This window comes from Polaromonas sp. CG_23.6, from assembly GCF_029892315.1.
GTDB lineage: Bacteria > Pseudomonadota > Gammaproteobacteria > Burkholderiales > Burkholderiaceae_C > Polaromonas.
In genome coordinates this window covers 2,768,639-2,786,692 of record NZ_JARXUY010000001.1, presented here as the reverse complement: position 1 = coordinate 2,786,692, position 18,054 = coordinate 2,768,639, and the positions used below count along the sequence as shown (strand labels likewise).

16 protein-coding genes are annotated in these 18,054 nt (G+C 61.4%); 11 read left to right on the top strand and 5 right to left on the bottom strand.

All coding sequences use genetic code 11. The features are described from left to right. Positions 1-183: 183 nt before the first annotated feature. Positions 184-2,211 carry a DNA primase gene (gene dnaG / locus H4V98_RS13165; protein WP_196863769.1) on the bottom strand — a complete coding sequence of 676 codons (2,028 nt, stop codon included), beginning with the start codon at positions 2,209-2,211 and terminating at the stop codon, positions 184-186. Between the two features lie 136 nt (positions 2,212-2,347). On the opposite strand from dnaG, the gene H4V98_RS13160 reads away from it, so the two are divergent. The 4 genes from H4V98_RS13160 to H4V98_RS13145 all read left to right on the top strand — a co-directional run bounded on the left by H4V98_RS13160 (position 2,348) and on the right by H4V98_RS13145 (position 5,748). After that, complete coding sequence (locus tag H4V98_RS13160; protein WP_196863768.1) at positions 2,348-3,244, top strand: YihY/virulence factor BrkB family protein; 897 nt, start codon at positions 2,348-2,350, stop codon at positions 3,242-3,244. Between the two features lie 270 nt (positions 3,245-3,514). Further along, positions 3,515-4,801 carry a mechanosensitive ion channel family protein gene (locus H4V98_RS13155; RefSeq protein WP_231374755.1) on the top strand — a complete coding sequence of 429 codons (1,287 nt, stop codon included), beginning with the start codon at positions 3,515-3,517 and terminating at the stop codon, positions 4,799-4,801. 10 nt (positions 4,802-4,811) lie between these two features. After that, positions 4,812-5,399, top strand: coding sequence for a YigZ family protein (locus H4V98_RS13150; protein ID WP_196863767.1), 588 nt, complete (start codon positions 4,812-4,814; stop codon positions 5,397-5,399). Positions 5,400-5,427: 28 nt separating this feature from the next. After that, the gene (locus H4V98_RS13145; RefSeq protein WP_196863766.1) at positions 5,428-5,748 is read left to right on the top strand and encodes a cupin domain-containing protein; all 321 of its coding nucleotides are present in this window, start codon (positions 5,428-5,430) and stop codon (positions 5,746-5,748) included. Between the two features lie 537 nt (positions 5,749-6,285). On the opposite strand, the gene H4V98_RS13140 is transcribed toward H4V98_RS13145, so the two are convergent. The 3 genes from H4V98_RS13140 to H4V98_RS13130 all read right to left on the bottom strand — a co-directional run bounded on the left by H4V98_RS13140 (position 6,286) and on the right by H4V98_RS13130 (position 10,353). Beyond that, positions 6,286-8,172 (bottom strand): gamma-glutamyltransferase family protein, encoded by a 1,887-nt coding sequence (locus H4V98_RS13140; protein ID WP_196863765.1) that lies wholly within the window; start codon positions 8,170-8,172, stop codon positions 6,286-6,288. 183 nt (positions 8,173-8,355) lie between these two features. Next, positions 8,356-9,123, bottom strand: a complete 768-nt coding sequence (locus H4V98_RS13135; protein ID WP_196863764.1) for a 3-hydroxyacyl-CoA dehydrogenase — start codon at positions 9,121-9,123, stop codon at positions 8,356-8,358. A 171-nt stretch (positions 9,124-9,294) separates the two neighbouring features. After that, positions 9,295-10,353 carry an extracellular solute-binding protein gene (locus tag H4V98_RS13130; protein WP_196863763.1) on the bottom strand — a complete coding sequence of 353 codons (1,059 nt, stop codon included), beginning with the start codon at positions 10,351-10,353 and terminating at the stop codon, positions 9,295-9,297. Between the two features lie 30 nt (positions 10,354-10,383). Here H4V98_RS13130 and H4V98_RS13125 point away from each other — a divergent pair, with 30 nt between their 5' ends. Then, complete coding sequence (locus H4V98_RS13125; protein WP_196863762.1) at positions 10,384-11,385, top strand: patatin-like phospholipase family protein; 1,002 nt, start codon at positions 10,384-10,386, stop codon at positions 11,383-11,385. Between the two features lie 244 nt (positions 11,386-11,629). On the opposite strand, the gene H4V98_RS13120 is transcribed toward H4V98_RS13125, so the two are convergent. Continuing rightward, complete coding sequence (locus H4V98_RS13120) at positions 11,630-12,172, bottom strand: phasin family protein (RefSeq protein WP_196863761.1); 543 nt, start codon at positions 12,170-12,172, stop codon at positions 11,630-11,632. Positions 12,173-12,346: 174 nt separating this feature from the next. On the opposite strand from H4V98_RS13120, the gene H4V98_RS13115 reads away from it, so the two are divergent. The 6 genes from H4V98_RS13115 to H4V98_RS13090 all read left to right on the top strand — a co-directional run bounded on the left by H4V98_RS13115 (position 12,347) and on the right by H4V98_RS13090 (position 18,021). Then, positions 12,347-13,303, top strand: coding sequence for a histone deacetylase (locus tag H4V98_RS13115; protein WP_196863760.1), 957 nt, complete (start codon positions 12,347-12,349; stop codon positions 13,301-13,303). A gap of 23 nt (positions 13,304-13,326) precedes the next feature. After that, on the top strand, positions 13,327-13,773 hold the full coding sequence (locus H4V98_RS13110) for a thioesterase family protein (protein WP_196863759.1): 447 nt from the start codon (positions 13,327-13,329) through the stop codon (positions 13,771-13,773). Beyond that, positions 13,770-14,546, top strand: coding sequence for a nitroreductase (locus H4V98_RS13105; protein WP_196863758.1), 777 nt, complete (start codon positions 13,770-13,772; stop codon positions 14,544-14,546). Before H4V98_RS13110 ends, H4V98_RS13105 begins: the two co-directional genes overlap by 4 nt. A 178-nt stretch (positions 14,547-14,724) precedes the next feature. Continuing rightward, complete coding sequence (locus H4V98_RS13100) at positions 14,725-16,596, top strand: ABC transporter permease (RefSeq protein WP_196863757.1); 1,872 nt, start codon at positions 14,725-14,727, stop codon at positions 16,594-16,596. Then, entirely contained in the window at positions 16,596-17,387 is a 792-nt protein-coding gene (locus H4V98_RS13095; protein ID WP_196863756.1) for an ABC transporter ATP-binding protein, read from the top strand. Before H4V98_RS13100 ends, H4V98_RS13095 begins: the two co-directional genes overlap by 1 nt. Next, complete coding sequence (locus tag H4V98_RS13090; protein WP_196863755.1) at positions 17,380-18,021, top strand: ABC transporter ATP-binding protein; 642 nt, start codon at positions 17,380-17,382, stop codon at positions 18,019-18,021. Before H4V98_RS13095 ends, H4V98_RS13090 begins: the two co-directional genes overlap by 8 nt. Positions 18,022-18,054: the final 33 nt, after the last annotated feature.

The window sequence follows — 18,054 nt, the reverse complement described above, 5'->3', positions numbered from 1 at the left end:
ACAAGAACGCTAATAGTTTTAGGCAAGCTGTTTGGGCGAACATTTGGAATGCAGTCCTTGCGATGCGTTGGCCGTCTCCTGTGGAGTTTCCCTTGACTGAAAGGGGGCCGGTGCCGGAGGTGTTGCTGTCGCGCTTACCGGAAAAAATCGGATTATACCATCAATTTCGAATTAATTCAATGTTCATGCGGGTTTGGAGGGGACGCTTCGGTTGCGTGATTGGGCCAGAAGCTCACGCAATCGTTCAAGAACGGCTGGGTCATTCGGCGCGCGCGCGGCTAAATCGGCAATTTCAGTGTCGAGCCTGATTTGCTGAAGTTGCGCCAATATCCGCCGGGTTTCGCCCCAGTCGTAGTCCACGCCTTCGAGCACTTCGGCAAACTGCGCCACGGCATGGTGTTCATGGGCATGGCCGCGCAGGCCTTCGCGCAGCACGGCCCAGGATTGCGGGCCGTGCTCATGCAACTGGCTTTCCAGCCAGGCAAACAGCGCGCCGTGCGGCGCTGGCAGCCCCAACAGCAACTGGTGCTCTTCGGTGCTGAGCCGGTCCCAGCTTTGCGGCTCGGTCAGCAACCGTCTAAGCACCCGATCCTCGCGGCTGGTCGGCAGGATACGGCCTGTCACCCGTCGCGGCGCGCTGCGGGTGGAGAAAGGCTTGCGGCCGAATTTTCCCGGCTTGTCCGAAGGGGCTGCCGGTGACGCCGCATAAGAAGACGGCTGTGAAAAGTAAGGCTCCGACGCGCCGTAATCGGCGTCGTCATGCCGATCCACCGGCAGGTAATCTCCGAACTCGGGCATTCCGTGGTCCAGGTCGGGCACTGCCTTGGCAACGAAGCCCGCGCCGGACGAAGACGACCCGCCGGATTTTTTGTATGGGGCCTTGCGTCCGCCCTGTGCCGGTTGCCAAAGATGCAACAGTTCGCGGCTGTCAATCATCACCTGGTCGGCAATTTCTGCCAGCAACTGCGGCTTGAGCGCGCCTTCAGGCAGCGCGGTCCAAAGCGGCCGGGCATTGCTGGCCATGTGCGCGCGCCCCTCGGCAGTGTCCAGGTCGCAGCCTTCGCCCGCGGCTTCCAGCAGAAAACGGCTCAGCGGCACCGCCTTGCCCACATAGGCGGCAAAGCCTTCCTGGCCGTGTTCGCGGATAAAGCTGTCCGGGTCGTGTTCGGCTGGCAAAAACAGGAACTTGACGGTTCGCACGTCGCTGGCAAAGGGCAGGGCAGCGCCAAGCGCCTTGTGTGCTGCGCGCCGGCCGGCGCTGTCGCCATCAAAGCTGAACACCACAGAATCGGTGAAGCGGAACAGCTTTTGCACATGCTCCGAGGTGCAGGCGGTGCCCAGCGTGGCCACCGCATTGGGAAAGCCCAGCTGCGCCAGCGCCACCACATCCATATAGCCTTCGGTGACCAGCGCGTAGCCGTGCTGGCGCAGGGCGGTGCGTGCCTCGAACAGGCCGTACAGTTCGCGGCCCTTGCTGAACACTGGCGTTTCGGGCGAATTGAGGTATTTGGGCTTGTCGTCGCCCAGCACCCGGCCGCCAAAGCCGATGCATTCACCCTTGACATTGCGGATCGGAAACATGATCCGGTCCCGGAAACGATCGTAGCGCTTGGCTTCGCCAGCGGTGTTTTCTTCACCGGGCTCGCCGGTGATGACCAGTCCGCTTTCAACCAGCAACGGGTCGTTGTAGTCAGGGAACACGCTGGCCAGGCTGCGCCAGCCTTCCGGGGCATAGCCGAGTCCGAAGGTTTTGGCAATTTCGCCCGACACGCCGCGCCGCTTGAAATACTGGATGGCACGGTCGGACGTGCGCAGGCTCCTGATGTAGGCGAGTCCGGCCTTTTCGAGCACGCTGGTCAGCGTCGCCTGCTGCTCGCGCACCTGCGCTGCCCGTGCGCGGTCCTGGGGTGAAACGTCGTCTTCGGGTACCTGCAGGCCGTATTGCTGGGCCAGGTCTTTCACCGCTTCGATAAAGGTCATGCCGGCATGGTCCATCAGGAAACTGATGGCGTTGCCGTTCTTGCCGCAGCCAAAGCAGTGGTAGAACTGCTTGGACGGGCTGACGCTGAAGGAGGGCGATTTTTCGCCGTGGAACGGGCACAGGCCCATGAAGTTGGCGCCGCCTTTTTTGAGCTGCACGTAACGGCCGACGATGTCGACCACGTCGGTGCGTGACAGCAGTTCCTGAATGAATGATTGGGGGATGGCCATGGGGGAAAGAAGTTGAAAGCCAATTTAAGCACAGCTCGCTGCCTACAACCGATTGGGCCGAAGGCGTCGTCCGGCTTGCTGCGTGCCCCACATAATGGATTCTTTTTTTACCTGTGCTCCATCGCAGGACCGCTTCATGAAGCTTGAACCGCAGGCCGCCTACGTGATGCGCCACCCAGGCGCCTTTGCCTGGCAGATCCTCAAGGGCTTTCGCGCCAACCAGGGTCTGCTGCTGGCCGGTGCGGTGGCCTACTACGCCTTGCTCTCCATTGTTCCGCTGCTGATCCTGATTGCGATTGCGCTTTCGCATGTAATTGACCAGTCGGCCTTGCTGGCGTCGCTGAGCCGTTACATCGGCTGGCTGGCACCGGGCGAATCGAGTTTCATCGTCAATGAACTGACCAATTTCCTGGAGCACCGTGACGTCATGGGCTGGGTGCTGCTGTGCACGATGCTGTTTTTCAGTTCGCTCGCCTTTACCGTGCTGGAAAACGCCATGTCGGTGATTTTCTTGCACCGGGTGGCGATCCGGCGACGGCATTTCCTGGTGTCGGCCGTGCTGCCGTATTGCTATATTTTTTGCCTTGGTCTGGGTTTCTTGCTGATGACGATGGTGGCTGGAAGTTTTCAGGCGCTGGGCGACAAGAGTATTGAATTTCTGGGCGCGAGCTGGTCGCTGAGCGGCTTTTCAGGCATTTTGCTTTACCTCTTGGGCCTGACCGGCGAGATCTTTGTGCTGACCTCGGTCTACATGGTGATGCCGGTGGGCCATCTGTCGCTGCGCAAGGCGCTGCTGGGCGGTGTGACGGCCGCGCTGCTGTGGGAAGTCACCCGCCATGTGCTGGTCTGGTACTTCGCCACGCTGTCACAGGTCGGTCTGGTGTACGGCTCACTGACCACTGCCATCGTGGTCTTGCTGAGCCTTGAAATTGCCGCGACGCTGCTGCTGCTGGGCGCGCAGGTGATTTCAGAATATGAACGTATTGGCACCGAAGGGCCGAAAACGCCGCCTCAGTCCCTGCGTACGAACTAGCCGCTTGTATAGCCTGCCCAATGGTTTTGGGCGACCGGCCAATAAGCCCGGCCGGTAAACTCCTGTGGTTCGAATCCGAAAAACGGTTTTGACTGTATGAATCGATAACAGGACTTTGCTATGAATTTAATAGCTACTTGCGATTCACTTACATGCGCAAAAGTCACTTTTCATTGATTTTTAACGCTGCAGCAGCCCCGCACCGTTACTTTTGAATCAAGCGCATTCTTGCCGGTCTGACCGGCTCACCAACACAACGACGAGCCCGCATTGAATCTTACGTATTTCATCAAACTGGAACCCTGGCTGCAGGCCTTTGCGGGGCTGGCAGTCCTGCTGGCACTGGCCGTGGTGGTGCGCTTTGTTGTGGTGCTGGTGTTCATGCCGGTGCTGCGGCGCATCCGCAGCCGGGCTGATTCGCCCCTGACCGATGTGGTTCTGGCCGATGCCGCGATACGCCGCATGGCGCAGGTCTTGCCGCTGGTGGTGATTCTGATGGGCATCGAGGAAGTGCCGCACCTGAGTTTGAAGTTGGCCACGGTGATGGGCAATGTGGCCATGGCCTTCATGGTCATTCAAGTGGTGCGCTCGCTGCTCGCCATGCTCGATGCGCTGCTGCTGGCGCAACACCAGGGCGTGTCAGGTGACGGCCAGACGGTCGCCATGAAAGTGCGATCCATCAAGAGTTATGTGCAACTGGGAAAATTGATTTTGATGGTGGCCGCCGCCATTATTGCGGCGGCCACGCTGTTCAACCGCTCGCCTTTTATCGTTCTGTCCGGGTTGGGTGCCATGTCAGCCGTCCTGATGCTGGTGTTCAAGGACACCATCTTGTCTTTCACCGCCGGCGTGCTGCTCTCGTCAAACGACATGCTGCGACTGGGCGACTGGATCGAAATGCCGCAGGTCGGGGCAGACGGCGATGTCATCGACATTGCGCTGCACACGGTCAAGGTGCAGAACTGGGACAAGACCATCACCACCATTCCCACCTGGCGGCTGATGTCGGAAAGTTATCGCAACTGGCGCGGCATGAGCGAGTCGGGTGGCCGGCGCATCAAGCGCACCTTGCGGCTGGATGCAAGTTCCGTGCGCTTTCTGGAGGAAATCGACCTGGTTTACCTGAGCAACATTGCGTTGTTGCGTCCTTATCTGCAAGGCAAACGCGCATCGCTGACCCAGCGCAACAGCCAGGCCAGGGTTCAGCTTGGTGAAAAAGGAGAGTTTCCGGCCAACCAGTACCGCCTGACCAATATTGGCACTTTTAGAGCCTACGCTGAGGTTTACCTGCGCGGCAACCCAGCTGTTCACCAGGCCATGATGTTGATGGTGCGGACCATGGAGCCCACGCCTGAGGGTGTGCCGATCGAGGTGTATTGTTTTACAGCCAGCACCGACTGGACCGTGTATGAAGGCACGCAGGGCGACATCTTTGACCACCTGCTGGCCATCCTCCCCGAGTTCGGCCTGCGCCTCTACCAAAGCCCCACCGGCAACGACTTGCGGCTTGGCATGGCGCAGCGGACCCAAACCGGACAGGTCTTAGAGAACGCCTGAACTTTCTGCCATGTACAAGGTAGCCGCGCCCGCCAGTGCTGAAATTGTCATCAAGAAAAGCCGCTTCATCGGCATGCTGTTCGCTGCTGGCAGCCGTGCTGAAGCGCAACGGCTGCTGGCCGGGCAACGCCAGCAGCATCCCGGTGCCTGCCATGTGTGCTGGGCGCTGGTCTGCGACGGTGATTCGGGGCTGGACGATGACGGCGAGCCTTCAGGCACAGCAGCCAGGCCCATGTACAACGTGCTGATTCACAAGGACTTGATGAACGTGCTGGCCGTGGTCGTGCGCTACTGGGGCGGCATCAAGCTGGGTGCCGGTGGCCTGTCGCGCGCCTACGGACAGGCTATTTCAGAGGCGGTCAAGAATGCTGAACTGCAGCCGGTCGAGCCCGAGTGCGAGCGGCGCTGCGTGCTGCAGTTTGCCGATGAATCCAGTTTGCGCCGGCTGTGCGAACAGCAGCAGGTCACGGTGCTGGATGCCGCGTATGCCGAAGTCGTCACCCTCGTGCTGCGCATGAAGGCCAGTCAGGCCGAGGCGTTTGAAGAGGCGGCGTGCAACCTGCTGCGAGGCGCGCTGAAGTTCAGCCAGGCCGCCTGAGGCCGCCTGCAACCCAAGGATGTGCAACATGCAAACCGGCCAATTACTTCACGCCCTCCCGGCCAGCCTGCCGGACGAAATCAGCGATTGCCTGCTGCAATCAAGCCACGTCAGGATTGAGCGCATCGTGTCCAATGGCCAGCATTCACCGCCCGGCTTCTGGTACGACCAGAGCGAGGCTGAATGGGTGCTGCTGGTCAAGGGCGAAGCCACGCTGCGTTTCGAGCAAGGCAACAAGACCCTCCACCTGACGCCCGGCAGCTACGTCAACATCGCCGCACATGAAAAGCACCGGGTCGAGTGGACCACGGCCAATGAGGAAACGGTTTGGCTGGCGGTGTTTTATTGAAGGGCAGACTTCTGGTCTCGACCCGTAGTGCACGCAGGCGCTGGAGAGAAGGCAAATCCGACGGGACGGATAGGGGCTGGAATAGCTTTCCCGTACAGCGCTTCAAGTGCATTGACATCGAGCGAGGTCAATTCTCCCGTCGTCTCCAATAAGTGCGATGACGCTGGTGGTGCTGAAAATTCGCCGGCAAGGATACCGAACTGCAGCCGTCGTTTTCCAGGTCTGGAAGGCCAGATGCCAAGGGTCTGACGAATGACCCTCCGCGCCAGGAGCAGGGGGCCGTGTCGAACATGACAAATTGGGTGAGCGCCGTCCTGGTTGACAACCTGACGATCCTCCCTTTGGGAGAGCATTTTGGGCAAGTGACGCAGGCCCTCCAGGGAACTCTACCGAAGCGACCGAGGAAAGGATGGTTTTAGAGACCAATGAAAATGAGCACGCTTGCATAGACTGCCAGCGTGCTCTTTTTTTGGTAGCTATCAGCGCCCGTCCATCAAGCGCTGGGACACTATTTATCTGATATTCCCCTCGCTCCGCTCAATCTCCCATCACCAGGCCTTCGCGCCTAGGATCGGCGCCGCCCAGCCACATCGGCTTGCCGTGGATCACGCTGCGCGTGATGGCTTGCAGGCCGCTGGTCATGGCCAGTTCACGCACTTCGGCGCCGCGTGTGCGCAGCGCTTCGACAGTGGTGGGCGCAAAGCGCTTTTCTTCCAGCAGCGTCGGCCCGTTCAGCGACCCAAAGTTGGGCAGGTCGATAGCCTGCTGGGGCAGCATGCCCCAGTTCAGCACGCCATACAGCGTCTTGGCGGTGAAGTGGATGATCAGCGCGCCGCCGGGGCTGCCGCCGCTCATGACCAGCTGGCCAGTCGCCTTGTCGAACACCAGCGTGGGTGCCATGGACGAGCGTGGACGTTTGTTGGCCTGTACGCGGTTGGCAACCGGCTTGCCTTCGGCGTCGGTGGGCGCAAAGCTGAAGTCGGTCAGTTCGTTGTTCAGCAAAAAGCCGCCCGCCTTGCCGGTGCCGCCGTCGGTCATCAGGCGCGAGCCAAACTGGTCCTCGATCGTGGTAGTCATGGCAAGCGCATTGCCAAAACTGTCCACGATGCTGATGTGCGAGGTGCCGTGCTCAATCTGGTCCGGCATGGGCGCGTAAGCGGTCTTGACCATGCCGGGCACGCCCGGTTTGGCCACTTTCATGCTCGGGCCGCTGGGCTGGATCAGGCTGGCACGCGACTTGAGGTAGGCAGGGTCGAGCAGGCTCATCCAGCTGCCGCCGGGCGGTTGTACGAAATCCGGGTCGCCCAGGTATTGAGCGCGGTCGGCAAAGGCCAGGCGCGAGGCTTCGGTGTACAGGTGCAGCCAGTCGGCTGAAGGCGTGGGACCGGTGGTACCGGGCACGCCGCCCATGCCGGTGACGAGGCCGAGCGTGGACGCTGGCGTGTTGTCCAGCATGCCCAGGATTTGCCCGACGGCAATGGCGCCTGAACTGGGCGGCGGCATGCCGCACAGCACGTAAGCCTTGCCGCGTGCGCTGTAATCGGAGCAAATCGGCTCGCGCTTTTTAGCTTGGTAGCCGGCCAGGTCGCCCATAGACAGCTTGCCGGGGTTGCTGGTGTGGCCTTGCACCTTGGCCACGATCGATTGCGCCACCGCACCGGTCAACAGTGCGCTGGAACCCTTGCTGGCAATTTGCCGAAGCACGTCAGCCAGCGCCGGGTTGCGCAGCGTGGTGCCAATGTCGACCGGCGAGCCGTCAGGCTTGTAAAAGTAGGCGGCCGCGGTGCGGTCGTTCTTCAGGTATTTTTCGTCCTTGAGCAAGGTGCCCAGCCGGGCGCTGACCTTGAAGCCGTTGTCGGCCAGTGCGATGGCCGGCTCGAATAATTTAGCCCACGGCAGCTTGCCGTATTGCTTGTGGGCCATCTCCAGCATGCGCACTGTGCCCGGCGTGCCCACCGAACGTCCGCCGACCACGCCGTCGTAAAACGGCATAGGCTTGCCGTCAGCGCCCATGAACAGGTTTTCATTGGCCGATGCGGGCGCGGTCTCGCGGCCATCAAAGGCTTCAACCTTGGTGCCGCTGGAATGCAACAGAAAAGCGCCGCCACCAATGCCGCTGGACTGGGGCTCGACCAGCGTCAGCACCATTTGCACGGCAATGGCCGCATCAATCGCCGAGCCGCCCGCCTTGAGCACCTGGTAGCCTGCCTCGGTGGCCAGCGGATTAGCCGCTGCAACAGCGAATTTGCTGGTGGCCCAGCCGGGCTTGGGCGTGAAGCCGGTCGCGCTTTCAGGCTGCTGTACGGTCGCGCCTGGGGCTGGGGGGCTGGACGGTGCAGTGGCGGACGGCGGACCGATAGGGGGTGAACTGGCGCAGGCAGCCAGCAGGCTGGCAAAAGCAACGGTACTCAACAGACGTTTCATGCGATCTCCTCCGGGTTGGGTGAGTCTTCATGCTACGGCAACGCGTTGCGTTTGTGTGGTTTGCAGTATCCGTGCTATGGTTTTAGTGTTTTCTTTTGCACTTTTCGCAAGCACAGCGTGCACTTTCAGCTATCAAAAACAGAGCATGCGAAACTGGAGCTGGCCGCGCATGCCAATGGCTTTTTAGCGCGGTGCCAGACGGATCGCGCCATCAAGGCGGATCACTTCGCCGTTGAGCATGTCATTTTCAATGATGTGCTTGGCCAACTTGGCGTAGTCCTGCGGTGTTCCAAGGCGTGAAGGGAAGGGCACAGAGGCAGCCAGCGAATCCTGTACTTCCTGCGGCATGCCGAACATCATCGGCGTACCGAAAATGCCGGGGGCAATCGTCATGTTGCGAATGCCGTTACGCGCCAGGTCACGGGCAATGGGCAGCGTCATGCCGACCACGCCGCCTTTGGAAGCGCTGTAGGCGGCCTGGCCCATCTGGCCGTCATACGCCGCCACTGACGCGGTGGAAATCAGCACGCCGCGCTCGCCGGTGGCATCGGGTTCGTTCTTGGACATGGCTTCGGACGCCAGGCGAATCATGTTGAAGCTGCCGATCAGGTTGACCGTGATGGTCTTGCTGAACACGGCCAGGCTGTGCGCGCCGTTCTTGCCGACGGTCTTTTCTGCCGGTGCAATGCCGGCGCAGTTGACCAGGCCCATCAGCTTTCCCATGGACACGGCCTTGGCCACCACGGCCTGGCCGTCGGCTTCCTGGCTCACGTCGCACTTGACGAATGCAGCAACGCCTTCGCCCAGCTCTTTGGCAATGGCTTCGCCTTTTTCAGCCTGCATGTCGGCAATCACGACCTTGCCGCCGTTGGCGACCAGCATGCGTGCCGTGCCTTCGCCCAGTCCGGATGCGCCACCAGTGACGATAAATACCTTGCCTGCGATGTCCATGGGATGTTCCTTGAAATTGAAAGGTTGAAAAAAGGGGATACGAAAGTCGGTCAAGCGGTTTGAAGCTTACGTTGACGTTAACGTCAATCCAGCCGCCAATTATCGCGCATGAAAAAGCCCGGCGGTCTTTCAACGGCCGGGCTTTTGCTCAGGCATGAACCATTGGTTCGATTATTTGTAACCCACGCGGTCCAGCATCTGCTGCACCTTTACCTGGTTGTAGCCGATGGCGCTGACGGGAATGGTTTCTGACTTGAAACTGCCGCCGGTCATGGCTTGCAGCGCCGGGTTGCTCACCTTCACACTGGGTACGGCGGGCCACTCGTTGTTGCCGTTGGCAAAGTAGTTTTGCGCCTCAGGGGTGGCCAGGTATTCCATGAACTTGATGGCATTCGCCTCATGCTTGGCATTTTTCGCCACGGCTGCCCCGGCAATATTCACATGTGTGCCCCAGGTTTCCTGGTTGGGAAACACCACGCCAATACGCTCGGCCACCAGTTTGTCCTCGGGTGCGCTGGAGCGCATGATGCGCGCCAGGTAATACGAGTTGGTCAGTGCCACGCCGCATTCACCGCTGGCCACAGCCTTGATCTGGTCGGTGTCGCCGCCCTTGGGGTCGCGTGCCATGTTGGCGACCAGACCCTTGAGCCACTGCTCGGTTTTGGCTTCGCCCAGATGCTCGGTGACGGCTGAAAACAATGACAGGTTGTACGGATGCGCACCGGAACGGGTGCACAGCAGGCCTTTGTTCTTCGGGTCGGCCAGTTCTTCGTAGGTGTCGACATCGGCTTTCTTGACCTTCAGCTTGTCATACACCACGATACGGGCGCGTGTGGAAAAACCGAACCAGGTCGTGCCTTCAGTGCTTGCCTTGGCGCGCAGATTGACCGGAATATTCGCTTCAAGCGTGGGAGACTTGATTGGCTTGAACAACCCCTCTTCATCGCCTTTCCACAGGCGGGCGGCATCGACCAGCAGGATCACGTCGGCTGGTGACGCCGTGCCTTCAGCCTTCAGGCGCGCCAGGATGCCGGCATCGTCGGCATCGACCCGATTCACCTTGATGCCGGTTGCCTTTGTGAAATTGCTGTAAAGCGCCTCGTCGGTCTGGTAGTGGCGGGCAGAATACAGGTTGACCACCTGTTCCTGGGCGCTTGCGCTGCCTGCAGCGCCCATCAGGGCAGCGGCCGCAAGGGCAAGACAGGTAAAAATTGGCGCACTTTTGATCATGTTGAAAAATTCCTGAAGGCTTTAAAGTTAATGAGTTTAATGCAAATGCGAATAAGTCGCAATATCTTTTCGGCTGGCAGATCAAATCCGGGCTTTGTTTCGAGTGGACCACTGAAATACAGGTTTTCTGCGGCGTGGCTGGGCAAACTGCTGCTTCCCGCCCTGCTGGTCGCTGGCTGTACCACCGCGCCAGTGGTGCCTGTCAAGCCACCAGACGCAGTCACTTTGCCCGGCGTCAAAAAGCCGCTGAAGATCGGCCTGGCGCTGGGCGGCGGCGCGGCGCGCGGCTTTGCCCATGTCGGCGTGATCGCGGTGCTCGAAGAAGCCGGGCTGCGGCCGCAAATGGTGGTCGGAACTTCGGCCGGCAGCCTGGTTGCGGCAATTTATGCCACTGGCAAGACCAGCGCGCAGTTGCAGCAAACTGCTTTGAGCATGGAAGAAGTCGCCATCACCGACTGGATGCTGCCCATCATCGGCAAGGGCATGTTTCGGGGCGATGCGCTGGGCCGCTATGTCAACCAGCTGGTCGGCGGGCGCCTGATCGAGAACATGGCGATTCCGCTGGGCATCGTGGCCACCGACCTCAACAGCGGCCAGGCGGTGCTGTTTCGCAGCGGCGACACCGGCACGGCGGTGCGGGCGTCAAGCGCGGTGCCGGCGGTGTTCGTGCCGGTCAGGATCAGCGGGCACGAATATGTCGATGGTGGCCTGGTGTCGCCTGTGCCGGTGCGTTTTGCCCGGCAGATGGGCGCCGACATCGTGATTGCGGTCGATATTTCAAATCCGCCCGAAAGCAACCCGGCTGAAGGCACTTTGCAGATCCTGCTGCAGACCTTTGCCATCATGGGCAAAAGCATCAACCACTACGAGTTGAAGGACGCCGATGTGGTGGTGCGGCCTTCGCAGGCAGGGCTTAGGAGTGCCGATTTTTCGGCCCGCAAGCTGGCGATCGAGTCGGGCAGGGCGGCCATGCTGGCAGCGCTTCCGGCACTAAGGACCCGGCTGGCTGAGGGTATTGCCACCAGGCCCTGAGGTTGCATACAGGTTTACCCATCTTTTAATAGCTGCTTATCCTTGCTGCGCCTGCGAATTGAGCTGATTTGATCAAAAAAAAGCCCAGTCGCGAGACTGGGCTTGAACGGAACCGCGAAACCAGACGTTTCTGCAAGGAACCGAGGAGACAACTGGTTGGGACCGGTCGGTTCGGACCTGTCTCACTAAGCAGGCTCCGTGTGCTTCAAAGTGCGCCGGGCACCTTGAACACAGAAAATTAAAATTAACGCTTTTTAGAGGCGTTCTTGGTGGCGCTCAAGGCAGACTCGGACACCGTGTTGAAGTTGGTTTCTGCCATGTCACCGGCTTGTTTGACGGCTTTTTGCACCGACTCGAAAGCCGAGTTGGCAGCGGTCATGGCATTTTTCATCATGGACACTGCGGTTTCAGAACCGGCAGGTGCATTTTGGGTGGCGTTTTCGACCAGGTCGGCAAATTTTTTCTGGGCTTCGGCGGTTTGGCCTTCAAAGGTCTTGCCGAGTTCGGCGCCAGCAGACTGGGCGATTTCGTACAGGTGGCGGCTGTAGGCAGCGGTCTTTTCAGCCAGGGGCTGGACCATGCTGGCTTGCAGCGCGAGCAGTTCCTGTGCGTCCTTGACGCCCATGACGGCTTGTGCGTTGTTGGCGGTTTCGGCCAAGGCAGCCTTGGTGGCTTGAACGTTCAGTTCAACCAGTTTTTCGACGCCTTCAAAGGCTTTTTGGGTCAAACCAAAAAGGGTTTCGATGTTTGCTTTGTGGGAAGCCATGAGTTGTTCAGCGGTCAGCATAGGTAATCTCCAAATGTGTTGTTAAGGTTGATAGTTGCTTTGCGCTGAATTGCTGCACTGCAACATGGAATTAATTATAGGAGAAACCAGCGCTTTTGCAAATTTATTTTGCTGCAATGCAACAATTTAGATGGGTTACTCTGATTTGAATCAGATATTTCAGGATCACGCCTCGTGCAAGCTTTCTACGCCGACCACTTTGTCTTGCCGCTGCCCGCCGGACACCGCTTTCCCATGCCCAAATACCAGCTGCTGCGCGAGCGTCTGGCGGGTGAGTTGCCCGGGGTGCGGCTGGGCCAAGCCCCAGCCGCCAGCGATGGCGAACTGGCATTGGTGCACGCGCCCGCCTATATAGAGGCCATCGCCCACGGCACGCTGCCGGTGTTGGCGCAGCGAGAGATAGGCTTTCCCTGGAGCCCGGCGATGGCCGAGCGCGCCAGGCGTTCGGTCGGCGCCACTGTGATGGCGGCACGGATCGCGTTGGGCTTGGTGCCGGGCGTCCGGCCCGAGGGCCTTGCTGCCAATCTTGCAGGCGGAACCCACCATGCCTATGCAGGCAAGGGCGGCGGATTTTGCGTGTTCAACGACGCGGCGGTGGCCGCTCGGCTGATGCAGGCGGAGTGGGCGCGGCGGCACCGCCAGGCGCGCCAGCCGCTGCAAGTGGCCGTGATTGACCTGGACGTTCACCAAGGCAATGGCACAGCCAGCATTTTTACCAGTGACGCCAGTGTGTTCACGCTGTCGCTGCACGGAGAAAAGAATTTTCCGTTTCGCAAGGAGGCGAGCGACCTGGATGTCGAACTCCCGGATGGTTGTCTGGACGCGCCTTACCTTCAGGCGCTGGAACACGCGCTGGACGAGCTGGACCGGCGCTTTGAGCCTGGCCTTGTCCTGTTTTTGGCGGGCGCCGATCCGTACGAAGGCGACCGTCTGGGGCGGCTGAGCCTGAGCTTCGACGGCCTGGAGGCGCGCGACCGGCGGGTGTTTGACTGGGCTTGGCAACGGCGCATTCCGCTGGCGTTTTCCATGGCTGGCGGCTACGGCAACAACATTGACGAAACCGTGCAGGTGCAGGTCAACACTTACCGCGTAGCGCTTGAATATTGGCGCCGGTGGCAATCGGCCGGCTGATGCGCTGGCAAAATAGCGTTCCCATGAGCCCCACCCCCCGACCCCAGCCTGAATACCGCAGCGACTACCGGGCCTTTCGGGCCATCGGGACACGCTGGTCCGACAACGACCTGTACGGTCATGTCAACAACGTCGTTTATTACAGCTGGTTCGACACCGCCGTCAATGGCCTGCTGATTGAGCGCGGCGCCCTGGACATCCATGCCGGCAGCGTGATTGGCCTGGTGGTCGAGACGCAATGCAATTACTTTTCACCGCTGGCGTTTCCCGAGCCGGTGGTGGCCGGCATCCGCGTGGCGCATGCCGGCGGCTCCAGCGTGCGCTACGAGGTGGCGCTGTTTCCGGCCGATGAGCGCCTGCCATGTGCGGCCCGGGGCCATTTCATCCATGTGTATGTTGACCGGACCACGCGCCGGCCAGCAAGCCAATTGCCGCCTGAATTATTGTCTGTCCTGGAGCTGTTGAAATGAACCCAAACGATTCTTCCGTCCACCCTGTCGTTGCAGGCGATTTCGCATCCGACGATGCGCCAAGCAGCGCCTTCCAGCCGCCGGTCAATGCGGTGGACCACGCCATCGAAAGCCGCCAGTCGATGCGCGAATTTTTGCCGGCGCCCGTGCCGCGCGCACTCATCGTGCATTTGCTCGAACTGGCCAGCCGCGCGCCGTCGGGCACCAACACCCAGCCTTGGAAAGCCTATGTGCTCCAGGGCGCAAGCAAGGACAGCCTGGCTGAAAAAGTCTGCCGCGCGCATGACGCGCTGCGAGAAAACCCGTCGCTCGCGGCCGAGTACAGGGAGGAATACGACTATTACCCTGAAAAATGGGTATCGCCCTACATCGACCGCCGGCGCGAGAATGGCTGGGGGCTGTACGGCCTGCTCGGCATCACCAAGGGGGACAAGGACAAGATGCATGCGCAGCACCAGCGCAACTACCGTTTTTTCGATGCGCCGGTCGGGCTGATGTTCACCCTGGACCGGGTGATGGGCCGGGGCTCGCTGCTGGACTACGGCATGTTCATGCAAAACTTCATGGTCGCCGCGCGCGGCCATGGCCTGCACACCTGCCCGCAGGCGGCCTGGAACGGCTTTGCCAAGATCATCCTGCCGCACATCGGCGCAGGCGACGCTGAAATGCTGGTGTGCGGCATGTCCCTGGGCTATGCCGACGAATCGGCGCTGGTCAACACCTTTCGCACGCCGCGCGTGAGCGCTGCTGAATTCACAACTTGGCTGGAGTGATGGCCCCCACGCTCCCTACTGCGTGTGGCTCGCTGCCCCCCGGGGGGGCGCTGCGCCTGCGGCCCGGCAAAGCCGGTTCCGCGGCCCCTGCTGATGGCGAGGGGGTTTCACCCTGTTCCCCCATTTTGTGTGGCTTGCTGCGCTCGGCCTCGGAGCGGGGTGCCAGGCCGGCTGACCGATGACGTTTTCCGTCGTCCAGCTGCTTGGCGGGCTGTCTTACGCAACCACGCTGTTCCTCATGGCGGCGGGGCTGACGCTGATTTTTGGCGTCACGCGGATTGTCAATTTTGCGCATGGCAGCTTTTTCATGCTGGGGGCGCTGTTCACCGCGCATTGGGTGACCAACTGGTTTCCGGCGTGGGGCGAAAGTCTGCCGCTCTACCTGCTTGCTATTCTTTTGGGAGCTGCTTGCGCAGGACTGGCGGGCGCCATTGCCGAATTCTTCTTGTTGCGGCGAATGTCGGGCGCGCCCGAGCTGTACCAGCTGGTCGCGACCTTTGGGCTGAGCCTGGCCATGCATGACGCGATGCAGTGGGGGTTCGGGCCGGACGAGGTGTTTGCGCCGCGCTTTCCCGGGCTCAAGGGCTCGGTGCAGATTGGCGACGAATTTTTCCCGGTCTACCAGTTGGCGATGATTGCGCTGGGGCCGCTGGTCTGGTGGGGTCTGCATATGTTGCTGCGCCGTTCGCTGTTTGGCCAGCGCCTGCGCGCCGCCACGCAGGACCGCACCATGCTGGCGGCGCTGGGCGTCAACCCCAAGCCGCTGATGCTGGGCGCGGTGGTGCTGGGCTGCGCATTGGCCGGGTTGGGCGGCGCGCTGCAGCTGCCGCGCGAGCCGGCGCACCTGCAGATGGACATGAACGTCATTGTCGAGACCTTCGTGGTCGTTGTCACCGGCGGGCTGGGCAGCATTGGCGGTGCCTTTGTCGCCGCGCTGCTGATTGGCCTGGTACATGCCTTTGGCACCGCCTGGTTTCCGCAGGCGACGCTGGTGGTGGTGTTTTTGACGATGGCAGTGGTGCTGGTGTTCAGGCCGCAGGGGCTCATGGGCAAGCCGGCCATGTCGCTGGAACATGGCGGCAGTCGCGAGGCGGCGCAAAAGTTTCGCGGCCTTCGGCTGGGACGTGGCTGGACATCGGGTGTGGTGCTGGCTTTTGTGTTGCTCGCTGCGCTGGCCTGGTCCGGAGGGCCTTACTGGCAGACACTGGCTGCCGACGGCTTGATCCTGATGATTTTCGGCATCAGCCTGCAGGCCATGATGGCGCTGGGCGGGCTGGTCAGCTTTGGCCATGCGGCATTTTTTGCGCTCGGCGCCTATGGCGCGGCGCTGTCGCACAGCCTGTGGGGCGCATCGCTTCCGGTTGCGCTGGCCGTGGGCTGCGGCGCTGCACTGGCCGTGGCGGCGGTGTTTGGTGCGGCGGTGGTTCGCAGCAGCGGCGTTTATCTGGCGATGCTGTCGCTCGCCCTGGCGCAGGTGGTCTGGGCCGGCGCGACGCAATGGGTCAGCCTGACGGGCGGCGACAACGGATTGATTGGCCTGCAGCTGGTAGGCGATGACGGCCGGCCGGTGTTTTATGCGCTGCTGGTGGCGCTGGCGCTGATGGCTGTGTTTGCGCTGCGTTTCCTGGGTCGCTCGGTGATGGGCGCGGCGCTGCAGGCGATGCGCGATGCGCCACTGCGCGCCGCCGCGTCCGGACTGTCGGTGGGCTGGCTCAAGTACCGGGTGTTTGTCGAAAGTGCGGTGCTGGCAGGCCTGGCGGGCGGTTTGTTTGCGGCGCACAAGGGGGCGGTGTTTCCGTCGCTGGCGGCGGTTTCTACCTCGGTCGATGCGTTGCTGGTGGTGTTGCTCGGCGGCGTGCACCAGCTCTGGGGGGCAGTGGTAGGCAGCGTGGTGCTGACCTATCTGGGCGCCGAACTGGGCCGTGAAGTCACGTACTGGCGCGGCCTGCTGGGCGTGTTCATCATGCTGATCATGGTGGCTTCGCCGTCCGGGCTGCTTGGCTTGCTGCACCGCGCAAACGGCTGGCGCGCCATCGAGGGGACACGCTGATGCTGCAGGTGCAAGGGCTGGTGAAGCATTTTGGCGGCATCCATGCGGTCGATGGTGTGAGCTTCGACGTGGCGGCGGGTGAATGTGTCGCGCTGATCGGCCCCAATGGCGCTGGAAAATCAACCTGCTTTGCGTGCATTGCCGGCCAGTACCCGCTCACGGGTGGCCGCATCCTGTGGAATGGCCAGGCGCTGGAAAAACTGTCGCCGGCCGCGCGGCTGCGGCATGGCGTGGCGCGCACCTTTCAGGTGGCGCAGGTTTTTGAGGCGTTGACCGTGCTACAAAATGTGCAGCTGGCGATACAGGCCAGCATTGGGGAAAAAGCCATTTCAACCTTCAAGCTTCTCGACCGGCAGTCGGTCGAGGCGGCCAAGGCGCTGCTGGACCAGACCGGTCTGCGCGATGCCGCTGGCGAGGATGTGGCGAGCCTGGCCTACGGTGCCAAAAAGCGGCTTGAACTGGCCATTGCCCTTGCCGCCTCGCCCCGGCTGCTGCTGCTCGACGAACCGGCTGCGGGCCTGGCAGAGGCCGAACGCGCCAGCCTGATGCAGCTGGTGAAAAATCTGGCCGCTCAAGGCATGGCCGTGCTGTATACCGAGCACAACATGGACGCGGTGGCCGGTGTCGCCGACCGGGTGCTGGTGCTGATCGAAGGCCGACTGGCCGCGCAGGGTTCGTTTGAAGAGATTTCCCGCGATGCCGAGGTGCGCCGGCTCTATCTGGGCGATGGCCTGGAAGATGCCGGTTATGGCGCGGATCGCGCAAATTCCATTGGAGCAGCCCATGCTTGAGATCGACACGCTCAGCGCTTTCCATGGATCGGCGCAAGCGCTGTTCGAGGTGTCGCTTCGCGTGGCCGCGGGCGAGATGGTCGTGCTGCAGGGGCTGAACGGCGCTGGCAAGTCAACATTGTTAAAAGCAGTGATGGGACTGGAGGTGCGCAGCGAAGGCACGATCCGTTACCAGATGCCGTCTGGCCTGGCGAATGTCGAACGCTGGGAAACCCACCGTCGCGCGCAGGCAGGCCTGGGTTATGTGGCCGAGGACCGACGGCTGTTCTCCGAACTGACGGTGCGCGAAAACCTGCATGTCGCCGCCGGACGCGATGCCAAGGCGCATGAAGCCCGGGTGCTCGATTTGTTTCCGGTCCTTAAAACCCTGCTGAACCGGCCCGCAGCGCAGATGAGCGGTGGCCAGCAGCAGATGCTGGCCATTGCCCGCACCCTGATGACCGGCCCGAAAGTCCTGCTGCTCGACGAACCGTGCGAAGGCATTGCGCCGGTGCTGGTGGCGTCGATCCGCGATGCCCTGCTGGCCCTCAGGTCCGAAGGCCTGGCGTTGCTGGTGGTCGAGCAAAATCGTTTGCTGGCCTCGCGCGCCGACCGCTTGCTGTGGCTGGTTGCGGGTAAAGTCAGAGACTCGTGAAACAGGCGCCATTTCGGGTGCTCATTCATTTTT

Excerpts from the sequence above, each read along its gene's own strand:
- dnaG (WP_196863769.1), bottom strand. The coding sequence starts at position 2,211 with ATGGCCATCCCCCAATCATTCATTCAGGAACTGCTGTCACGCACCGAC.
- H4V98_RS13160 (WP_196863768.1), top strand. The coding sequence starts at position 2,348 with ATGAAGCTTGAACCGCAGGCCGCCTACGTGATGCGCCACCCAGGCGCC.
- H4V98_RS13150 (WP_196863767.1), top strand. The coding sequence starts at position 4,812 with ATGTACAAGGTAGCCGCGCCCGCCAGTGCTGAAATTGTCATCAAGAAA.
- H4V98_RS13145 (WP_196863766.1), top strand. The coding sequence starts at position 5,428 with ATGCAAACCGGCCAATTACTTCACGCCCTCCCGGCCAGCCTGCCGGAC.
- H4V98_RS13140 (WP_196863765.1), bottom strand. The coding sequence starts at position 8,172 with ATGAAACGTCTGTTGAGTACCGTTGCTTTTGCCAGCCTGCTGGCTGCC.
- H4V98_RS13135 (WP_196863764.1), bottom strand. The coding sequence starts at position 9,123 with ATGGACATCGCAGGCAAGGTATTTATCGTCACTGGTGGCGCATCCGGA.
- H4V98_RS13130 (WP_196863763.1), bottom strand. The coding sequence starts at position 10,353 with ATGATCAAAAGTGCGCCAATTTTTACCTGTCTTGCCCTTGCGGCCGCT.
- H4V98_RS13125 (WP_196863762.1), top strand. The coding sequence starts at position 10,384 with ATGAGTTTAATGCAAATGCGAATAAGTCGCAATATCTTTTCGGCTGGC.
- H4V98_RS13120 (WP_196863761.1), bottom strand. The coding sequence starts at position 12,172 with ATGCTGACCGCTGAACAACTCATGGCTTCCCACAAAGCAAACATCGAA.
- H4V98_RS13110 (WP_196863759.1), top strand. The coding sequence starts at position 13,327 with ATGAGCCCCACCCCCCGACCCCAGCCTGAATACCGCAGCGACTACCGG.
- H4V98_RS13105 (WP_196863758.1), top strand. The coding sequence starts at position 13,770 with ATGAACCCAAACGATTCTTCCGTCCACCCTGTCGTTGCAGGCGATTTC.
- H4V98_RS13100 (WP_196863757.1), top strand. The coding sequence starts at position 14,725 with ATGACGTTTTCCGTCGTCCAGCTGCTTGGCGGGCTGTCTTACGCAACC.
- H4V98_RS13095 (WP_196863756.1), top strand. The coding sequence starts at position 16,596 with ATGCTGCAGGTGCAAGGGCTGGTGAAGCATTTTGGCGGCATCCATGCG.
- H4V98_RS13090 (WP_196863755.1), top strand. The coding sequence starts at position 17,380 with ATGCTTGAGATCGACACGCTCAGCGCTTTCCATGGATCGGCGCAAGCG.